We start from the raw sequence: 13,388 nt of genomic DNA, 5'->3' as shown, positions 1-13,388 counted from the left end.
TTTTCGGATGCCGGCATGGGCTAAGGCAGACAGATGACTTTGACCGTAAAAGACCTGACGATCTCGCGGGGGGGGATTCCCGTTCTCGAGGGGCTGAACTTTACCGTGGAACCGGGGCGGGCGCTGGTGTTGCGCGGGCCGAACGGGGTGGGCAAGACCACGCTGTTGCGCACAGTGGCCAAGTTGCAGCCGCCCGTGGAGGGCGAGGTGATCTGTGCGCCGGATGCGATTGCCTATGCGGCGCATAGTGACGGGCTGAAATCTACGCTGACCGTTTCGGAGAACCTGCATTTCTGGGCCGATGTCTTTGGCACCAAGGGAATCGAGGGCGCGTTGAAAGGCTTTGACCTCGAAGCGCTGGCGGATCGCGCGGCAGGTGGATTGTCGGCCGGGCAGAAGCGGCGGCTGGGGCTGGCGCGGTTGCTGGTCACGGGACGGCCGCTCTGGGTGTTGGACGAGCCGACGGTGTCGCTTGACGTCGCCTCGGTGGAGATGTTTGCCGATACGGTGCGGGCCCATCTGAAACAGGGGGGATCGGCGCTGATCGCGACGCATATCGACCTTGGGCTGGGCGAAGATGTGGATGTTCTGGACGTGGGGCCGTACCGGGCCAAGCCGGGCCAGGGCAAGGGGGCCTTTGACGGGGATTTCGACGAGGGCTTCCTATGATTGCCTTGCTGGTACGCGATATGCGGCTTGCCATGCGCGCCGGGGGCGGGTTTGGCCTTGGGCTGGCGTTTTTCCTGATCGTGACGGTGTTGGTGCCGTTTGGCGTGGGGCCGGAAAGCGGCCTCTTGGCCAAGATCGCGCCGGGCATCCTGTGGCTGGGGGCGCTTTTGGCCTGCCTGCTATCACTGGACCGGATTTTCGCGCTGGACTGGGAAGACGGATCGCTGGACCTTCTGGCGACTTCGCCGTTGCCGATGGAGGGCGTGGTGAGCGTGAAGGCGCTGGCGCACTGGCTGACCACCGGCCTGCCGCTGTGTCTTGCGGCGCCGCTGTTCGGCCTGCTGCTCAGCCTGCCGGAGGCGGGCTATCTGTGGCTGGTCCTGTCCCTGGTGATCGGGACGCCGGCGCTCTCGGTGATCGGGACGTTTGGCGCGGCGCTGACCGTCGGGCTGAAGCGGGGGGGCTTGCTGTTGTCGCTGCTGGTGCTGCCGCTTTACGTGCCGACGCTGATCTTCGGGGCCGAAGTGGCGCGGCGCGGGGCCGAGGGGCTGGATACGATGACGCCGCTTCTCATGCTGGGGGGCATCACCTGCGGCACTATTGCGCTTTTGCCCTTCGCAAGTGCCTTGGTCTTGCGGGTCAATCTGCGCTAAGTAATGCCGGATCATGAATGTGACGAGGGTTTAACCCAAATCAAGGAAGTGCGCGGCCCTCACTGGCATGTGAGGTGCAAATGCCGAACAAGGCAGATAGGGGAATGATATGGGTTCTATCTGGGAATACGCCAATCCGGTGAAATTCATCCGCACGTCGGAGATCGTGCTGCCGTGGGTGTCGATCCTGGCAACGGTCACGCTGATTGCCGGGCTGGTCTGGGGATTCTTCTTTACGCCGGATGATTACCGCCAGGGATCGACGGTGAAGATCATCTATTTGCACGTGCCCTCGGCGCTGATGGCGATCAACGTGTGGTTCATGATGCTTGTGACCTCGCTGATCTGGCTGATCCGGCGTCACCACGTTTCGGCACTTGCGGCCAAGGCGGCCGCACCCGTGGGCATCATCATGACGGTGATCGCGCTGGTGACCGGGGCGATCTGGGGGCAGCCGATGTGGGGCACCTGGTGGGCCTGGGATCCGCGGCTGACCTCGTTCCTGATCCTGTTCCTGTTCTACCTTGGCTATATCGCCCTTTGGGAAGCCATCGACAATCCGGATACGGCGGCCGATCTGACCTCGGTTCTGTGCATCGTGGGGTCGGTCTTTGCCATGCTGAGTCGCTATGCGGTGAATTTCTGGAACCAGGGGCTGCACCAGGGTGCGTCGCTCTCGCTGGACAAGGAAGAGAACGTGGCCGATGTCTTCTCGACGCCGCTTTATGTCTGTATCGCGGGGTTTGTCCTGTTGTTCATCGCGCTGGTGTTCCTGCGCACCCGTACTGAAATTCATCGTCGCCGTACCAAGGCGCTCTTGGCTCGTGAAAGGCTCGGATAATGCCTGATCTCGGAAAATACGCGGACACGGTTCTGTCGTCCTACATCGTTTCGATCATCCTGCTGGTGCTCTTGGTGCTCGTGAGCCTGCGGGCTGCGCGCAAGGCGCGTGCCGAGCTTGAGCAGGTGGAGGAACGTCGTCGTGGCTAAGGTGTCCCCCCTGATGGTCCTGCCGCCGGTGATTTTCGGCGGGCTTGCGGCGCTGTTCTACTTCGGCATGGGGCGCGAGAACCCCAACGAACTGCCGACCGCGCTGGCGGGGAAGCCCGCGCCCGCGCTGGAGGTCGAGGCGCTTGGCAACCTGCCGAGCTTTGACAGCAGCATGCTGGCGGATGGCGAGGTCAAGCTGGTCAACTTCTGGGCCAGCTGGTGTGCGCCCTGCCGGGTCGAGCACCCGACGCTGATGCAGCTTGAGGCCGAGGGCATCCCGATCTACGGCGTGAACTACAAGGACCAGCCTGCGAACGGGCTTGGGTTCCTGGCTGAACTGGGCGATCCCTATACGGCGGTCGGGCAAGATCCCAAGGGGCGTGCGGGTATCAACTGGGGCGTCTATGGCGTGCCGGAGACCTATCTTGTGGATGGCGAGGGGCGGATCATCACCCGCGTCGCCGGACCCGTGACCCAGCGCGAACTGGCCAGCCGCCTGCGCCCTAAGCTGGATGAGTTGGCGGCGCAGTAACCACTCGAGACTGACGTTCATGAAAGGCCCTTTTGCGGGGCCTTTTTTCGTTTGGGCTTGGCAAAGCCCGCGCAAGGTTGTTCTGCTGTCGCGGACAGGAGGACCGTCATGGACGCATGGGCACGCTGGCAGGCGATTTTTGCGCCTGAGACAATTGATGAGAATTTCCGTGCGCTTTGGCAGCAGTTGCCATCGGTGGCGGTGCCGCGGGCGGCAGCGGTTCTGGAGCTTCCGCGAGGGGCGGTGATGCTGCCCGAGGTGTTTTCCCATCAGGGGCAGGATATCGGGATTGCGGCGCATCTGGAGCGGATGCGGATGAGCGGGTTGGCGGTGATGCATCGCGGGCGGCTGGTGCATGAGGTCTATGGTCGCGGGCGCGGGCCGGAAGATGTCGCCATCCTGTGGTCGGTCAGCAAGTCGATCACGGCACTGATGCTTGGGATCGCGCGGGAGGAGGGCGCGCTGCCTGATCTTGACGCATTGGTCACCGAGTATGTGCCGGAGCTGCGTGGCACGGGATACGAGGGTGTCACGGTGCAGCAGGTTTCGGACATGGTGAGCGGCATCCGCTGGCGCGAGGTCTATGACGACCCCGAGGCCGAGGTGGTGCGCTCGGTGGCGGCTTTCATGGAAGGGTCGCAGGATGCCTTTGCCACCGAGATGGTGCGACAGCGTGATCCCGGCGCCTTCGGGCAATATGCCAGCATCGAGACGCATGTTTTGGGCTGGGTGATCCGGCGGGCGACGGGTGTGCCGATGCAGACCTATCTGGCCGAGCGGCTGTGGGGGCCGCTGGGCTGTGAGGGGGATTTGCAGGTTCTGGTCGACACCAAGGGCGAGCCGGTGGTGTTCGGCGGGATGCACGTGCGGCTGCGTGATCTGGCGCGGGTGGGGCAGATGATCCTTGACGGTGGGCGTGCGCTGGACGGCAAGCAGGTGGTGCCGGAGTGGTGGATTCGCGAAATGGCGGTGCCGGATCACCTGCCATCGCGCCCCGGCATTGGGCCGCCGCATTCGGAAAGCGACTATGGCTACAAGAATCAGTGGTGGCTGCCGCCGGTTCAGGATGGCGGGGACTTCAGTGGAATCGGCATCTATGGCCAGTTCCTTTACATCAATCCCGAACGCCAGGTGGTGATTGCGATGAACGCGGCCTATCCGCAATACACGCAGGACGGGCCGGACAGGACGGCGGAAACACTTTCCATGTGTCAGGCCATTGCGCGGGCGTTGGATGCGGGAGAAAAAATTTCGTGCTGAAAGCTGTGTGATCGAGGGGTGATCACGCGGTGTGTCATCTCTTGTAACAATTTTCAGGCTGTTTTATTCGTTTGTTTTCAGAGGTTTGGTGATTTTTCGCCATTTTAGCCTCTGACGCGCCCCTGACGAATTTCAACGATTAATTCATTTGAACGTGAGTGTTTTGCTGGGTCATGTGGACCTGCGAAAACGCAAAACCACTAGGAGTAAATGTTATGAAATTCCACGCAAAATCGGGCGCAGCAATCGCTTCCGCAGCTCTGGCTCTGGCCGTTTCGGGCGTCACCATGACCGCCGCAACCACCGCGATTGCCGGTGAAGAAGCCAAGGTTCACTGCGTTGGTGTGAACACCTGCCAGGGCACCAGCGACTGCGCGACCGCAAGCAACTCTTGCGCGGGTCAGAACAGCTGTAAGGGTCAGGGCTTTGTTTCGATGACCAAGACCCAGTGCGAGAAAATCGGCGGCACCGTCGAAAGCTAATTCGCAAAACGCCCCAAGAAACACTCCCGGGGCGAGCGCGAGCCCCGGGAGACCATTTACAGGAACATCATGATCGACCGTCCCGACTATCTTGGCTTTGGACTGGGGCTGCGGCCTCAGCATTATCCGGAAATCCTTGAAACTGATGAGGAGCTTCCGATTGATTGGTTTGAAATCATTTCGGAAAACTACATGGTGCCGGGGGGCAAGCCGCGCCAGATGCTGGATCGCATCCGCGAACGCTATCCTCTGGTGATGCACGGCGTGTCGATGTCGATTGCCTCGACCTCCGAGTTGAACTGGAAGTACCTCGAGCGCCTTAAGGCGCTGGCCGATGATGTGCAGCCGAAGTGGATTTCGGATCACCTGTGCTGGACCGGGGTGCATGGTGTGAACCTGCATGACCTTTTGCCGGTACCTTATACCGAAGAGGCACTGACTCATATCTCTGATCGGATCAGCCAGGTGCAGGATTTCCTGGGACGGCGGATCGCGATTGAAAACGTATCCTCCTATATCGAGTTCGAAGAATCCGAGATGTCGGAGTGGGAGTTCGTGGCCGAACTTGCCAAACGTGCGGATTGCTGGTTGCTGATGGATGTGAACAATGTCTTCGTGTCGGGCCAGAACCACCAGTTCAACGACGCGCATTTCATCCAGTCGATCCCGAAAGAGCGCGTAGTGCAATTCCATCTGGCGGGCCACAGCGAGGGCAATGATTGCCTGATCGACACCCATGACCAGCCGGTCTGTGACGAGGTGTTCGAGCTTTATGGCAAGGCGATTGAACACTTCGGCCCGATCTCCACCATGATCGAGCGCGATGACAATATCCCGCCGCTGGCGGAGCTTCTGGAGGAGCTGGGACGGGCGCGGGCGATTGCCGCCGATGTTCTGGACCCGAAGATGGTGGCGCAATGAGCGCGCCGAACCTTGCCGCGCTTCAGGCCGCCTTGCAGCGCGACATCGTGGGCCGCACCGGCGAGGCGCTGGGGCGGCTGAAGGTGCCGGAAAGCGCGTCGCCCGAGAAACGCCTGTTTGTCTACCAAAACGCCTATGTGCAGCGTCTGGTGGGGATCATGATGGAGGACTATGACACCACCTGGACCTTTCTGGGGGATCAGATGTTCTTTGATCTGGCGCAGGAGTTCGTGACGAAATACCCGTCGAACACCCCCAATGCGCGGTGGTTCAGCCACCGGTTCCCCGATTTCCTGGGAGAGGGGGAATTGGGCCGGGACACGCCTTCGGTGGCCGAGGTGGCGCGTATTGAACGTGCCCTTGGCGATGCTTTTGATGCGGCCGATGATCCCGTTTTCAGCCGTGAACAGCTGGGTGTCGTGGCGCAGCAGGGGCTGGAGACGGCCAAGCTGATCCTGCATCCGAGCGTGACGCTGTTGCGGCTTGAGACCAATGCCTATGACATCTTTAAGGCCTTGCGGGCCGAGGAGATGCCGCCGGAGATCAAGGCCGAGAGCGAACCGCGTTGGGCGCTGGTCTGGCGTCGTGATCTGGTCTGTCGCCACATGGAGCTGGACCCCGAGCAGGGGGCATTGCTTGATCTGGCCGGACAGGGCCACGGGTTTACCGCGCTTTGCGAATTTGCGGCAACTCTGGGCGATCCGGAGACCGCGGCTGTGCGTATGGCCGGGTACCTTGGACAGTGGATCGACAATGAAATCCTGACGGATATGCGATGACAAAACATACTCATCGAACCCGAAACGCCACGTATCACCTGAAACTCGCAAATCGTTGATTGGTTATTTCGACGGAATGCACATAAAACATATCTAACGACGCTCCGAAGGACATCTGACCCCATGTTTCGTACCGCTACTCTTATCGCCTCTGCCTGGATTGCATTGACGACAGCCGTGTCCGCCGCGGATCGGCCCGTGGTGGTTGAACTTTACACCTCGCAGGGGTGCTCGTCCTGTCCGCCTGCCGATGCTTATTTTCATGACAAGCTGGCCGGTCGGGATGACGTGATCGCCTTGGCGCTGCACGTCGATTACTGGGATTACCTTGGCTGGAAGGACGAGTTTGCCAGCCCGGCCAATACCAAACGCCAGCGCGATTATGCGCGGGCGGCGGGGCATCGCACGGTTTATACGCCGCAGATGATCATCGGTGGGCGGGACCACGTGGTCGGCAATCATCCTTACGAGGTGATGGACCTGATCGACGCGCATATGAAAAGCAAGGCGCCGGTCGACCTGAGTATCGAACGCAATGGCAACCGGGTGCGTATCAATGCCGAAACCGGTGAGGACCTGGGTCCGATGTTGGTGCAGATCGTGCGCTATCGTCCGGGGGCGGAGGTTTCGATCAAGCGGGGTGAAAACGCGGGTCGTGTCCTGCGTTATGCCAATATCGTTGAAGATTGGGACGTTGTGACCGAATGGGACGGCAAGGCGCCTCTCAAGACCAAGGCCACGGCGCGCGGTGATCTGCCTGTTGTGGTGCTGGTTCAGGCAGAAGGTCACGGGCCGATTTTGGCGGCGGCGCGTCTGCGCTAGGTCTTACTCTTCGTTGATCTTGACGTTTTTGAAGTTCTCGTCCGGGTACTTCCAACGCTGGTGAATCCAGAACCATTGTTCCAGGTTTTCTCGGATCAGTCTTTCGAGACCATCATTGACGGCTTGGGTCATGGTGATGGGGTCGGAGTGCGGGATCTCATCCTGCGCGACGATGCGGAAGTTCAGCCCGTCCGGTTCGCGCAGCCCGTAGACCGGGATCAGGGCGGCGTTGTACTTGAGCGCCAGTTCGGCGGTGATCAGAGAGGTGCGGGTTTTCTTGCCGAAGAACTGAATGTCCTCGCCATAGTAGTGGTAGAGGTCTGTCAGGATGCCGAGCACGCCGCCCCCCTTGATGTGACGCACCATCTCGAGCATGCCCTTGCGGCCCTGTTCGAACATCGGGGTTCCGATCTTGGAGATCGATTTCACGTAGTGTTCGTTGAAGTAGGGATTGGACATGCGCCGGTAAAGCGCGCCCATGTTGTGGCCGCGGTGGATCAGGTTGGCCCTTACGGCATCGTAGTTGCCCATGTGGCCGGTCACGAGGATGACAGGGCGGCCTTCGGCGCGGGCCTGTTCCAGTTTGGCAAGGCCCGGGCCTTCGATTGGTGCCTTGATGGCGCGCTCGACGAACGCCTGGCCCGAGTAGATTTCGATCAGGGTGCGGCCGGCATTGTCCGGCACCGCCTTGCAGAGGCGTTTGACCTCGCTTTCGGGCAGGTCGGGCAGCACGAAGTTGAGGTTGCTGCGAATGCGGCGATGGTAGCCCGCCAGCGGGGCCACGACAGTCGAGACCAGCCACCCCATCATCCGCACGCGCGTGGCATAGGGCAGGGTCAGCGCAAGGCCGATAGCGCCCTTCAGGAACAGATTGGTGGCGTAATGTGTCTTGGTCCCAACGGGGGCGTCTTTGGGCTGGCTCATCTAGGTCTCAGCGGAATGTTTCGCGATGCCACACATACGTGCCTGCGCCGGCAATCACAAGCGCGCCGATGAGGGTCCAGATGTCGGGGTATTCGCCGAAGATCAGCATGCCCCAGATGGTTGCGAAGATCAGGCCGGTATAGGCGAAGGGGGCGAGGAGGCTTGCTTCGCCTTCCGAGAGGGCGCGGATCAGCAGCAGTTGGGAGAGGGTGCCGAACAGCGTGATCAGCGCCATCAGGCCAAGCGATGTGGCGTCGGGCATTGTCCATTGCGGCACCACGAGGATCGACAGGACCACCGCGCCGAAGAGGGCAGTGTAGAGCATCGAGGTCCAGATGTCCTCGTCCTTGCCGACGAAGCGGGTGGTGAGCGTGTAGGCGGTGTAGAAGACGGCGGCGGTGAGCGGGTAGATGGCGAAGGGCGAAAAGACGTCCGAGCCGGGGCGGATCACGATCAGAGCACCGATCAGCGAGATGGCGATGCCGATGACACGGCGGGGGCCAAGGCGTTCACCAAGGAAGAGGGCCGCACCAAGCGTGATGAGCACCGGGTTCACGTTCATGATCGCGGTGGCTTCGGCAAGGCTTATGTTGCTGATTCCGATGAAGAAACACCACGTCGCCCCCATCAGGAAGACCGACCGCAAGAGTTGCAGGAGCGGATAGCGGGTGTGCAGCACGGCGGGCATGCGGCGGGCGACGAGGACAAAGACCACGAGGGCCTGACCGGCATAGCGTGTCCACAGCGCCTGAACCACGCCGACGCGGGGCGCAAGCGCCTTGGCCGTTGCATCCATGAGGGTAAAGCACAGGATGGCGGCGATCATCAGCAGGATGGCGCGGGCGGTGGGGGACAGTTGGCTCATGCCCAAGCTGTAGGAGCCGGAGGCAGGCGTGTAAACATGTAGTTTACGCGTTAACCATCCTCTTCGTCAGGATTGGCCAGCTTGATCTCGCCACGGTCGGCAAGGGTGCGGATGACGCTGACGATTTCTGTCATGGCGTGTTCGCCGTCGCGGGGGGCAACCTTGCCCAGTTCGGTGACTTCTTCGCGCAGTTGATCGGCAAGGCGGGACGACATGTTGGCGAGCATGAAATCGGTAGACTCGCCCAGTGCCCCTTCGGTCGCATAGGCAAAGGCGGTGATCAGCGTTGCCTGATCGATTTCGCGGGTGATGGCTGGCACATCGCGCGCTTCGAGGCGGAGGGGGATGTCCTCAAACGTGAAGATGGCCTTGCGCACGGCATTGGCGAAATCGGTGTCTTCGTCATCCAGCCCGGTCAGCACGTCATCGCGGGTGGCGGCGGGGGAATAGTTGAGGATCGCGCCAACGCGGGCAAAGGCGGCCTGATCGAAGGCGCGGGGCGGTTCGTCATCCAGCTGGGCCGCGAGCGACAGGCCGATGCGGTCCACGGCTTCGGGGGTGACCGCGCTGGTTAGGGACATGGCATAGGTAATGCGGCGGGCCTTTTCGCCGGGCAGCGCACCAAGGAGTTCGGCGGCGCGGGCCACGTCAAGTTTGGCCAGCATGACGGCGGCGACCTCGGTGCTTTCGCGGTCACAGATGATGGTCAGTTGTTCGACGGACAGGGCACGGATGCGGACCCAGGGATCACCGGCCTGACGCACCCCGGCCTCTTTGCGGAGGCGTGCAGCGGTCAGCGGGCTGATCTTGCCTTCAAGTGCGGAGAGGGCACCGGAGATGCCGCGCGGGAAAGACAGGCCGATGGATTCGAGTTCGTGGGCGAATTCCATCACCACGGTTTCCAGCGTCTCGCGATCCACGTAGCGCATGTTGCCGAGGATCTTGGTGAGATCGGCCTGAATATCATCGGGCAGGTCAGTCAGGGGCACATCCGCGCCTTCGTTCAGGAGAAAACGCACGATGATGGCCGCCTTGTGGCGGCGGCTGAGCCCAAGAGGGCCGGAGATCGGGGCGGGTGCAAAAGCGGCGCTGCTCAAAGGGGCCTCCTGTGTGGTGGAGGCACCTTAGTCAGCAACCGGTGAACAAAGCCTTAGTGGTTGTAGGTTGATCCGGTGCGGATCGCGTTTTCCAGCGAGACCGCAGGCCATGTGCCTTCGCCACCGCGGGCGCGGATTTCATCCAGTTCGAGCCACGCAAGATAAAGGTCGCCGCTTTCGACATGGGCCTGACCCTTGTAGGAGCGGGCCAGCAGGTTGTCGGGGTTCTGTGCGAGGGCCTTTTCATAGAAGGCCATGCCCAGTTCCGGATCGCCAAGGCGGCGGTGGGTAAAGCCCCAGTATGTCAGCACACGGTCATCGGACTGGTCCGACATGACCGACAAGATGGTCTGTGCGGTGTCGAACTGGCCAGCGTAGGCGTATTCGCGAACGGCACCGTAGAGAATATCGTCGGAAAGGCTGGAGTTCTGCGCCTTGACGCAGCGCTTTTTGTCCTTGTCCCAGACTTCGCCGCTCTTGCAGTCCTTGGTGGTTTCGGAGGGCTTGGGGACGCCGAAATCGTTTCCGCCAGCGGCCCATGCCGTGAAGGGGGCGATCGCCAAGGCCGAAATCAGAACAAGATTGCGAGAAGGCATTAGGGGCTCCATCATTTAAGAAAACTCTTGAGATCAAACTATCACAGTTTTCTTCAACCCAAAGTCACGATCACGAAAGGAGGTGTGACTACCTTGTGTTCGGCGCAATGCACATCTCGAGCTTGGCGTCCCAATACAAGCCATCATTGCAGTGAAGGCGTGTGCCTTCGTCCTGAATGACCAGAGGCTGGTTCTTGTTGAGATTTGCCGAGGCGGTTCCGGCGGCGAGGGTTGTCATGAGGATCAGTGCAGTGCGCATGTCTCGTCCTTTCGGTTTGTGTTCGGGTGACGAGGTAGAACGTCTGTGCAGGCCAACCACGTCAGGTAATTCACGTTTCCGTCAGAACAAAAAAGGCCGGGCAGTGGGCCCGGCCTTGGTGATCTTGATCGAAAGAGATCTTATTCGCCGAAGACGCGGCGGAAGATCGTGTCGACGTGTTTGGTGTGGTAGCCCATGTCGAACTTTTCGTTGATGCCGTCGACGCCAAGGGCGGCAACCACTTCTTCGTCGGCCAGCAGCAGTTTGCGGAAGTCGAGACGCTCTTCCCAGACTTTCAGGGCGTTGCGCTGCACCATCGAGTAGGCGTCTTCGCGGCTGACACCGGCTTGGGTCAGGGCCAGCAGAACGCGCTGCGACATTACGAGGCCCGGGAACTTGTTCATGTTGTCGAGCATGTTTTCGGGGAAGATCAGCATCTTGTCGACAACGCCGGCCAGACGGTTCAGGGCGAAATCGAGGGTGACGGTGGCGTCGGGGCCGATGCCGCGCTCGACCGAGGAGTGCGAGATGTCACGCTCGTGCCAGAGGGCCACGTTTTCCATCGCCGGGATCACGGTCATGCGCACGAGGCGCGCGAGGCCGGTGAGGTTCTCGGTCAGGACCGGGTTCTTCTTGTGCGGCATTGCCGAGGAGCCTTTCTGGCCCATCGAGAAGAATTCCGCGCCTTCCAGAACTTCGGTGCGCTGCATGTGGCGGATTTCGACGGCGATGTTTTCGATCGACGAGGCGATCACGCCGAGGGTGGCGAAGAACATGGCGTGGCGGTCACGCGGGATGACCTGCGTGCTGATCGGCTCGGGGCGCAGGCCCAGTTGCTCGCAGACGTGCTCTTCAACCGCGGGGTCGATGTTGGCGAAGGTGCCAACCGCGCCCGAGATCGCGCCGGTGGCGACTTCCCAGCGGGCTTTTTCAAGGCGGTTCTTGTTGCGGTCCATCTCGGCATAGAAACGCGCGAAGGTCAGGCCCATGGTGGTGGGTTCGGCGTGGATGCCGTGGCTGCGGCCGACGCGGACGGTGTCCTTGTGCTCGAGCGCGCGTTTCTTCAGCGCGGCGAGGACCTTGTCCATGCCTTCCAGCAGGATGTCGGCGGCGCGCACCAGCTGAACGTTCAGGCAGGTGTCGAGCACGTCCGAGGAGGTCATGCCCTGGTGGACAAAGCGGGCCTCTTCCGAGCCGACGTGTTCGGCGAGGTGGGTGAGGAAGGCGATGACGTCGTGTTTGGTTACGGCTTCGATCTCGTCGATGCGGGCCACGTCGAATTCAACGTCCTTGGCTTTCCAGACCGCGTCGGCGTTTTCCTGCGGGATAACGCCCAGCTTGGCCATCGCGTCACAGGCGTGCGCCTCGATTTCGTACCAGATCTTGAACTTGGTTTCCGGCGACCAGATGGCAACCATTTCGGGGCGGGCATAGCGTGGGATCATGTCACGGCCTTGTGTCTTGCGGTTGGGATTTGGGCGCGGTTTAGACTGAAGGGGACGCGGCGGCAAGGTGCGAGGGGACAGATGAGACGGATTGCCCTGATTTTTATGGGTCTGGCCGGTATGGCGCAGGCGGAAGGCTGGTCGGATCTGAATGGTGCCGAGATTGCGGCGGCCTTGAACGAGCAGACGCTTCACTATGAAGATGCCACGCAGGTGTTCTACGAGAGCGGACGCACGTTGTATGACGCGGGGCGGCCGAGCTGGGGATACTGGGCGGTGCGCGGCGACCAGTATTGCAGCCAGTGGCCGCCCGCGGATGGCTGGGCGTGCTATGACATGCAGCGCAATGGTGACGTGCTGCGTTTCATCGGCGAAAGCGGTCATGCGACCGACGGGGTTCTCAAGCGCTAAAGGCAGAGCAACCCGCCAGTCGGGTTTGTTATTCGGCGACGGCCACTGTCACGCGGGTCAGCGTGTCACAAATCTCTTGCAGGTGGGCGAGATCACGCACTTGTTTGCGCGAGGCATTTGCGCCGGTTTGGACCATGTCCGAGAGGCTATAGGGGGTGAGGCCGCGTGTGGCGAGCGTGTCGGCATGCGGGGTCAGGATCTCCTCGAGCTTGGCGCGCACCCGTTCGGCGGACTCGGCCAGTTCGGCTTGGCTGGAGTTGTTGAAGCCCTCGATGATGTCCTCGGCGTTCGGGGTGCTGTGCATCTTCTCGTAGGGGCGCAGGGTGGTGACTTCGAACACCAGCCGCAGCCTGTCTTCCAGCGTTTCACACGCGGGAAGGCGGGTTTCGATCTCGTTGATACTGCGGATACAGAACAGGCGGATCACGGCGCGCATGATCTCGTCCTTGTTCTTGAAATTGTTGTAGACGGTCTGGCGGGCGACGCCGGCGGCTTCGGAAATATCATTCATCGTCGTGCGCTTGACCCCGTAGCGGAGAAAGACCTCGACGGCGGATTCCAGGATTTGAATCTCTTTTTCGTTCATGTGGCTAGCCTCACAAATGGACGCAGGATGTCAATGTCGGTGATTGTCAGTTTTGAAAGAATCCGCGTATTCAGGGCAAAGGGCGCAGGGAGAGTGC

Annotated in this window: 18 protein-coding genes; 11 read left to right on the top strand and 7 right to left on the bottom strand. The window is 61.1% G+C overall.

The window, feature by feature from the left end:
- Nucleotides 1-33 precede the first annotated feature (33 nt).
- The 10 genes from ccmA to ABWV42_RS01710 all read left to right on the top strand — a co-directional run bounded on the left by ccmA (nt 34) and on the right by ABWV42_RS01710 (nt 7,108).
- Nucleotides 34-669, top strand: a complete 636-nt coding sequence (gene ccmA, locus ABWV42_RS01755) for a heme ABC exporter ATP-binding protein CcmA (RefSeq protein ID WP_353338644.1) — start codon at nt 34-36, stop codon at nt 667-669.
- Nucleotides 666-1,322, top strand: coding sequence for a heme exporter protein CcmB (gene ccmB, locus ABWV42_RS01750; RefSeq protein WP_353338643.1), 657 nt, complete (start codon nt 666-668; stop codon nt 1,320-1,322). The genes ccmA and ccmB overlap by 4 nt, the downstream gene beginning before the upstream one ends.
- Before the next feature lie 109 nt (nt 1,323-1,431).
- Entirely contained in the window at nt 1,432-2,163 is a 732-nt protein-coding gene (locus tag ABWV42_RS01745) for a heme ABC transporter permease (RefSeq protein ID WP_255109765.1), read from the top strand.
- Nucleotides 2,163-2,312, top strand: coding sequence for a heme exporter protein CcmD (ccmD, locus tag ABWV42_RS01740; protein ID WP_500152773.1), 150 nt, complete (start codon nt 2,163-2,165; stop codon nt 2,310-2,312). Before ABWV42_RS01745 ends, ccmD begins: the two co-directional genes overlap by 1 nt.
- Nucleotides 2,305-2,844 carry a DsbE family thiol:disulfide interchange protein gene (locus tag ABWV42_RS01735; RefSeq protein WP_353338642.1) on the top strand — a complete coding sequence of 180 codons (540 nt, stop codon included), beginning with the start codon at nt 2,305-2,307 and terminating at the stop codon, nt 2,842-2,844. The genes ccmD and ABWV42_RS01735 overlap by 8 nt, the downstream gene beginning before the upstream one ends.
- A gap of 108 nt (nt 2,845-2,952) precedes the next feature.
- Complete coding sequence (locus ABWV42_RS01730) at nt 2,953-4,104, top strand: serine hydrolase domain-containing protein (RefSeq protein WP_353338640.1); 1,152 nt, start codon at nt 2,953-2,955, stop codon at nt 4,102-4,104.
- Nucleotides 4,105-4,319: 215 nt separating this feature from the next.
- Nucleotides 4,320-4,586 carry a BufA2 family periplasmic bufferin-type metallophore gene (gene bufA2, locus ABWV42_RS01725; RefSeq protein WP_255109776.1) on the top strand — a complete coding sequence of 89 codons (267 nt, stop codon included), beginning with the start codon at nt 4,320-4,322 and terminating at the stop codon, nt 4,584-4,586.
- Between the two features lie 69 nt (nt 4,587-4,655).
- On the top strand, nt 4,656-5,507 hold the full coding sequence (gene bufB / locus ABWV42_RS01720) for an MNIO family bufferin maturase (RefSeq protein ID WP_255109779.1): 852 nt from the start codon (nt 4,656-4,658) through the stop codon (nt 5,505-5,507).
- Nucleotides 5,504-6,286 carry an HvfC/BufC family peptide modification chaperone gene (locus ABWV42_RS01715; RefSeq protein WP_353338639.1) on the top strand — a complete coding sequence of 261 codons (783 nt, stop codon included), beginning with the start codon at nt 5,504-5,506 and terminating at the stop codon, nt 6,284-6,286. The genes bufB and ABWV42_RS01715 overlap by 4 nt, the downstream gene beginning before the upstream one ends.
- A gap of 123 nt (nt 6,287-6,409) precedes the next feature.
- Nucleotides 6,410-7,108: a DUF1223 domain-containing protein gene (locus tag ABWV42_RS01710; RefSeq protein ID WP_353338638.1), complete on the top strand. Its 699-nt coding sequence runs from the start codon at nt 6,410-6,412 to the stop codon at nt 7,106-7,108.
- A gap of 3 nt (nt 7,109-7,111) precedes the next feature.
- On the opposite strand, the gene ABWV42_RS01705 is transcribed toward ABWV42_RS01710, so the two are convergent.
- From ABWV42_RS01705 to purB, 6 genes are all read right to left on the bottom strand, one after another.
- Nucleotides 7,112-8,032 (bottom strand): lysophospholipid acyltransferase family protein, encoded by a 921-nt coding sequence (locus ABWV42_RS01705; RefSeq protein WP_353338637.1) that lies wholly within the window; start codon nt 8,030-8,032, stop codon nt 7,112-7,114.
- Nucleotides 8,033-8,039: 7 nt separating this feature from the next.
- Nucleotides 8,040-8,897, bottom strand: a complete 858-nt coding sequence (locus ABWV42_RS01700) for a DMT family transporter (RefSeq protein WP_353338636.1) — start codon at nt 8,895-8,897, stop codon at nt 8,040-8,042.
- A gap of 50 nt (nt 8,898-8,947) precedes the next feature.
- Nucleotides 8,948-9,994, bottom strand: coding sequence for a flagellar motor switch protein FliG (locus ABWV42_RS01695; protein WP_353338635.1), 1,047 nt, complete (start codon nt 9,992-9,994; stop codon nt 8,948-8,950).
- Nucleotides 9,995-10,047: 53 nt separating this feature from the next.
- A complete protein-coding gene (locus ABWV42_RS01690) occupies nt 10,048-10,590 on the bottom strand; it encodes a tetratricopeptide repeat protein (RefSeq protein ID WP_353338634.1) in 543 nt (180 codons plus the stop codon).
- A gap of 88 nt (nt 10,591-10,678) precedes the next feature.
- Nucleotides 10,679-10,849 carry a hypothetical protein gene (locus ABWV42_RS01685; protein WP_353338633.1) on the bottom strand — a complete coding sequence of 57 codons (171 nt, stop codon included), beginning with the start codon at nt 10,847-10,849 and terminating at the stop codon, nt 10,679-10,681.
- Between the two features lie 140 nt (nt 10,850-10,989).
- Entirely contained in the window at nt 10,990-12,294 is a 1,305-nt protein-coding gene (gene purB / locus ABWV42_RS01680) for an adenylosuccinate lyase (protein WP_353338632.1), read from the bottom strand.
- An 81-nt stretch (nt 12,295-12,375) separates the two neighbouring features.
- Here purB and ABWV42_RS01675 point away from each other — a divergent pair, with 81 nt between their 5' ends.
- The gene (locus tag ABWV42_RS01675) at nt 12,376-12,705 is read left to right on the top strand and encodes a hypothetical protein (protein ID WP_353338631.1); all 330 of its coding nucleotides are present in this window, start codon (nt 12,376-12,378) and stop codon (nt 12,703-12,705) included.
- 28 nt (nt 12,706-12,733) lie between these two features.
- Here ABWV42_RS01675 and ABWV42_RS01670 read toward each other — a convergent pair whose 3' ends face one another.
- The gene (locus tag ABWV42_RS01670) at nt 12,734-13,291 is read right to left on the bottom strand and encodes a TetR/AcrR family transcriptional regulator (protein WP_353338630.1); all 558 of its coding nucleotides are present in this window, start codon (nt 13,289-13,291) and stop codon (nt 12,734-12,736) included.
- Nucleotides 13,292-13,388 lie beyond the last annotated feature (97 nt).

Origin of the sequence: Pelagimonas sp. KU-00592-HH (assembly GCF_040369695.1) — a bacterium.
GTDB lineage: Bacteria > Pseudomonadota > Alphaproteobacteria > Rhodobacterales > Rhodobacteraceae > Shimia.
The sequence above is the reverse complement of the archived record's forward strand: the minus strand, read 5'-3'. Positions and strand labels throughout refer to the sequence as shown.

Bases quoted from the DNA above. Each gene is read 5' to 3' on its own strand.
- ccmA (WP_353338644.1), top strand. From the start codon at position 34: ATGACTTTGACCGTAAAAGACCTGACGATCTCGCGGGGGGGGATTCCC.
- ccmB (WP_353338643.1), top strand. From the start codon at position 666: ATGATTGCCTTGCTGGTACGCGATATGCGGCTTGCCATGCGCGCCGGG.
- ABWV42_RS01745 (WP_255109765.1), top strand. From the start codon at position 1,432: ATGGGTTCTATCTGGGAATACGCCAATCCGGTGAAATTCATCCGCACG.
- ccmD (WP_500152773.1), top strand. From the start codon at position 2,163: ATGCCTGATCTCGGAAAATACGCGGACACGGTTCTGTCGTCCTACATC.
- ABWV42_RS01730 (WP_353338640.1), top strand. From the start codon at position 2,953: ATGGACGCATGGGCACGCTGGCAGGCGATTTTTGCGCCTGAGACAATT.
- bufA2 (WP_255109776.1), top strand. From the start codon at position 4,320: ATGAAATTCCACGCAAAATCGGGCGCAGCAATCGCTTCCGCAGCTCTG.
- bufB (WP_255109779.1), top strand. From the start codon at position 4,656: ATGATCGACCGTCCCGACTATCTTGGCTTTGGACTGGGGCTGCGGCCT.
- ABWV42_RS01715 (WP_353338639.1), top strand. From the start codon at position 5,504: ATGAGCGCGCCGAACCTTGCCGCGCTTCAGGCCGCCTTGCAGCGCGAC.
- ABWV42_RS01710 (WP_353338638.1), top strand. From the start codon at position 6,410: ATGTTTCGTACCGCTACTCTTATCGCCTCTGCCTGGATTGCATTGACG.
- ABWV42_RS01705 (WP_353338637.1), bottom strand. From the start codon at position 8,032: ATGAGCCAGCCCAAAGACGCCCCCGTTGGGACCAAGACACATTACGCC.
- ABWV42_RS01700 (WP_353338636.1), bottom strand. From the start codon at position 8,897: ATGAGCCAACTGTCCCCCACCGCCCGCGCCATCCTGCTGATGATCGCC.
- ABWV42_RS01690 (WP_353338634.1), bottom strand. From the start codon at position 10,590: ATGCCTTCTCGCAATCTTGTTCTGATTTCGGCCTTGGCGATCGCCCCC.
- ABWV42_RS01685 (WP_353338633.1), bottom strand. From the start codon at position 10,849: ATGCGCACTGCACTGATCCTCATGACAACCCTCGCCGCCGGAACCGCC.
- purB (WP_353338632.1), bottom strand. From the start codon at position 12,294: ATGATCCCACGCTATGCCCGCCCCGAAATGGTTGCCATCTGGTCGCCG.
- ABWV42_RS01675 (WP_353338631.1), top strand. From the start codon at position 12,376: ATGAGACGGATTGCCCTGATTTTTATGGGTCTGGCCGGTATGGCGCAG.
- ABWV42_RS01670 (WP_353338630.1), bottom strand. From the start codon at position 13,291: ATGAACGAAAAAGAGATTCAAATCCTGGAATCCGCCGTCGAGGTCTTT.